This window comes from Nonomuraea sp. NPDC001684, from assembly GCF_053596515.1.
The window spans coordinates 1-3,113 of the sequence record NZ_JBSFGJ010000700.1 but is presented as its reverse complement, the minus strand read 5'-3'; the positions used below and the strand labels follow the sequence as shown (position 1 = coordinate 3,113).

At 75.5% G+C, this 3,113-nt stretch carries 4 protein-coding genes and 1 pseudogene; 4 read left to right on the top strand and 1 reads right to left on the bottom strand.

From position 1 onward, the window contains the following. On the top strand, positions 1–401 hold a 401-nt coding region (locus ACWCSD_RS50330), incomplete at its 5' end, for an FAD-dependent oxidoreductase (RefSeq protein WP_449926588.1). Here ACWCSD_RS50330 and ACWCSD_RS50325 read toward each other — a convergent pair. Then, the gene (locus ACWCSD_RS50325; RefSeq protein ID WP_449926586.1) at positions 379–1,023 is read right to left on the bottom strand and encodes a hypothetical protein; all 645 of its coding nucleotides are present in this window, start codon (positions 1,021–1,023) and stop codon (positions 379–381) included. The two genes, ACWCSD_RS50330 and ACWCSD_RS50325, sit on opposite strands and share 23 nt — an antisense overlap. A gap of 87 nt (positions 1,024–1,110) precedes the next feature. On the opposite strand from ACWCSD_RS50325, the gene ACWCSD_RS50320 reads away from it, so the two are divergent. The 3 genes and pseudogenes from ACWCSD_RS50320 to ACWCSD_RS50310 form a co-directional block, all read left to right on the top strand. After that, on the top strand, positions 1,111–2,160 hold the full coding sequence (locus ACWCSD_RS50320; protein ID WP_449926584.1) for a sensor histidine kinase: 1,050 nt from the start codon (positions 1,111–1,113) through the stop codon (positions 2,158–2,160). Then, positions 2,157–2,795, top strand: a complete 639-nt coding sequence (locus ACWCSD_RS50315; protein ID WP_449926581.1) for a response regulator — start codon at positions 2,157–2,159, stop codon at positions 2,793–2,795. The genes ACWCSD_RS50320 and ACWCSD_RS50315 overlap by 4 nt, the downstream gene beginning before the upstream one ends. Positions 2,796–2,927: 132 nt before the next feature. Beyond that, positions 2,928–3,113: pseudogene (locus ACWCSD_RS50310) on the top strand (hypothetical protein); the annotation flags it as partial.

The following is a 3,113-nucleotide window of genomic DNA, read 5'->3' as shown; positions in this document are numbered from 1 at the left end:
CGCCCGTCCCCGAGCTGCTCGCCCAGGCGTCGGAGGCCGACCTCGACTTCTTCGGCCACCACTGGCAGAAGGTGCGCCGGGAGTGGGGCAAGGGCCGCGTCACCCTGCTCGGCGACGCCGCCCACCTCATGCCCCCCACCCTCGGACAGGGCGCCAACCAGACCCTGGAGGACGTGTGGGTGCTCGGCCGCGAGCTGGCCAAGGGCGGCGACCCGGCGCAACGGCTGCGCGCCTACGAAAGGGCCCGCTACCCGCACGTCAACCTGGTGTCCAGGCTGGCCCGGCGCAGCCCGGCCAACTGGCGCATCCCCCCGTTCGTCGGCCGGATGGTCTCCGAGACGTCCCAGAGCGGGTTGCTCGCGCGCTTCAGCAACCGCCTCACCGCCGCCCTGGCCCACTGAGCGCGGGCACGCCGGGTCGCGGGTTCCGGCGCCGGTGGTAGGCGTAGGTGACGGCGGCGAGCAGCGGCCCCCACAGCAGGAGCGGAAGGTAGCAGACGGCGAAGATCGCGGCCTCCCAGCCGCCCGCCCGGCTGGGGAAGTCCGGCGGGATCGGCTCGCCGCGCATGGTCACCCCGGCGAGCTGGGTCACGAAGGCCGCGGTCCACAGGACCGTCAGGAGCACGGCGCCCGACGCCGCCGGAACGACGGCGGCCGGCGTCGGCACCCTGCGGCCAGGCAACCCGGGGACCCAGCGGGGAAACCGCTCACCCCACGCGGCCACCAGCCCGACGGCGGTGAACGCCGCCAGCTCCGACACGATCGACAGGCACACGACGTACAGCCGTTCACCGAGCCCGATCCCGCGGTCGAACGCCGCGGGCAACCGCCAGAGGCTGGACGGCAGCACGGTGAACGGCACGGCGTAGGCGGCGATCCGCGCCCAGCGGGGCACCCCGGCCACCGGCGCGTGGGCGGCCCGCCACGCCGTGCGCAGCCGCCCGCCGGTCACCGGCGATCCCGCGACTGCGGCGGCCACGGGGAGCGGCGCCGCGGCGCCGCGCGAACGATCAGTTCTCGTCATGGCGCTCACGCTAGGAACGACCGGGCCGCCCTGCCTCCCCCCGGCGGGGGAGTGCGGCCCCGGCGGCGTCGGCTAACGTCGGTCCACGTGAAACGCCCTCTCGCCCAGGCCGCGCGGGCCGGGGTCTACCAGCTCCTGGGCGCCGCGCTGCTGGCTCCGGTCGCCGCCGCGCTCGGCCTGCCGATCCTGGCCGAGCTGACGCCGGGCCGCCTGCTGGCGCTGTGGGCGGCGTGCCTGCCCGCCTCGGTGCTGCTCGCGCTGCTGCCGCTGACCCGCCGCCTGGAGGTGATCGCGCTGTCGGACCTGCTCGACGTGGACGTGCCCGAACGCGGTGACCGCCTCTACCTGGTGGCCCTGACCAGCCTGCACCTGTACGTCGGCGGGACGCTCAGCGCGGCCGTCCTGGCGTTGTCCCCCGGGCTGCTGCCGCGGGCCTGGCAGGCGGCGCCCGGCCAGGTGGCCGAGGTGCTGCTGCTCACCGCCGTCGTGCTGGCCGCGATGGTCGCCGCCGGGCTCGGCCAGCGCTGGGTCGCGCGGCGACTGCTGCGTTCCGAGCCGTCCCGGCTGATCGACGAGCTGGACCGCCGCCAGTCGCTCGCCCTGGAGCTGCACGACTCCGTCGGCCACGCACTCAGCGTCGTCCTGGTGCAGGCCATGGCGACCGAGGCGGCGCTGCGCCGTGCCGCCCCCGAGCTCGCCGCCCAGTCGCTCGGCCACCTGACGACCACCGCCCGCAACGCCCAGCAGGAGCTCGACGTGCTGCTCGGCGTGCTCGACGACGGCGCGGCCGGCCGGACGCCCACCCTGGAGGCGCTCGGCACGCTCACCCGCGGCCTCGACGTCCGGGTCAGCGTCGGCCACCTCGGCAAGGTGTCGCCCGCGACCTCGCGGGCCGCGTTCGCGATCGCCAGGGAGGCGCTCACCAACGCCCTGCGGCACGGGCACGGCCCGGTCACGCTCGCCGTCGCCGCCGCCGCCGAACTGACCCTGACCATGAACAACGCGACCCTGAGCAGGCCGGGGGAGCCCGGGCGCGGCCTGACCGGCATGCGCATGCGGGCCCGGCTCGCCGGCGGGACGTGCACCTGGGAGGAGGTGGGCGGAACGTGGCGCGTCCGGGCGAGCCTGCCGCTGTGATCCGGGTCGTCCTGGCCGACGACGAGCAGCTCATCCGCTCGGGCTGGGCGACCATGCTCTCCCTGCACGGCGACATCGAGGTGACGGCCGAGGCCGCCGACGGACGAGCGGCGGTCACGGCCGGCGCCGGCGCGGACGTCGTGCTGATGGACATCCGCATGCCGGTCATGGACGGCCTGGCCGCGACCCGGGAGCTGGCCCGCCGCTCGCCGAGCACGCGCGTCGTCATGGTCACCACGTTCGAGAGCGACCAGCTCGTCTGGGGCGCCCTGCGCGCGGGAGCCGCCGGCTACGTGCTCAAACGCTCGCCCGCCGGCGAGCTGGTGGAGGCGGTCCGCCTGGTGCACCGGCGCGACGCGGTGCTCTTCCCCGACGCGCTGCGCCGCATCGCCGCGCCGCACGTGGGCAGCGCCCGCCGGCGTCTGCCCGTCGAGCCGACGCCGCGCGAGCTGGACGTCCTGCGGCACATCGCGCTCGGGCGGAGCAACGCGGAGATCGCCGCCGCGCTGCACGTCACCAGGGAGACGGTCAAGACGCACGTCGGCAACCTCCTGGACAAGCTCGGCGCCCGCGACCGCACCCAGGCGGCGGTGCTCGCCTACGAGCTCGGCCTCGTCGGCCCGGTCGGGGAATGATCCCTCTCAGGAGGGAGGTGGGGTACCGCATCCCGCTCAAGAGCGAGACGCGACTTCGCCCGCTCCGGCGATGTCCGGCAGGCCGCGGAAAACCAGGATTGGGGAGGTCATCACCGCTAAGGAGTCAACGAGATGAACCCCCGCATCGCCTTCGTCGCCGCCCCCGTGCTCACCTTCGCCTACGGCGTCCTCCGCATCCTGGACGGCCTGGACGGCAGCCGCGGTCCCGGCCCGGCCTGGACGACCGGGCACCTGGCCTTCATCGGCGCCCTGGCGTTCTTCGCCGTGACCTTCCACGAGATGCGCAGGCTGGCCGGC

What these genes read in the sequence shown, in the direction of transcription:
- ACWCSD_RS50325 (WP_449926586.1), bottom strand. Translation starts at nt 1,023, where the DNA reads ATGACGAGAACTGATCGTTCGCGCGGCGCCGCGGCGCCGCTCCCCGTG.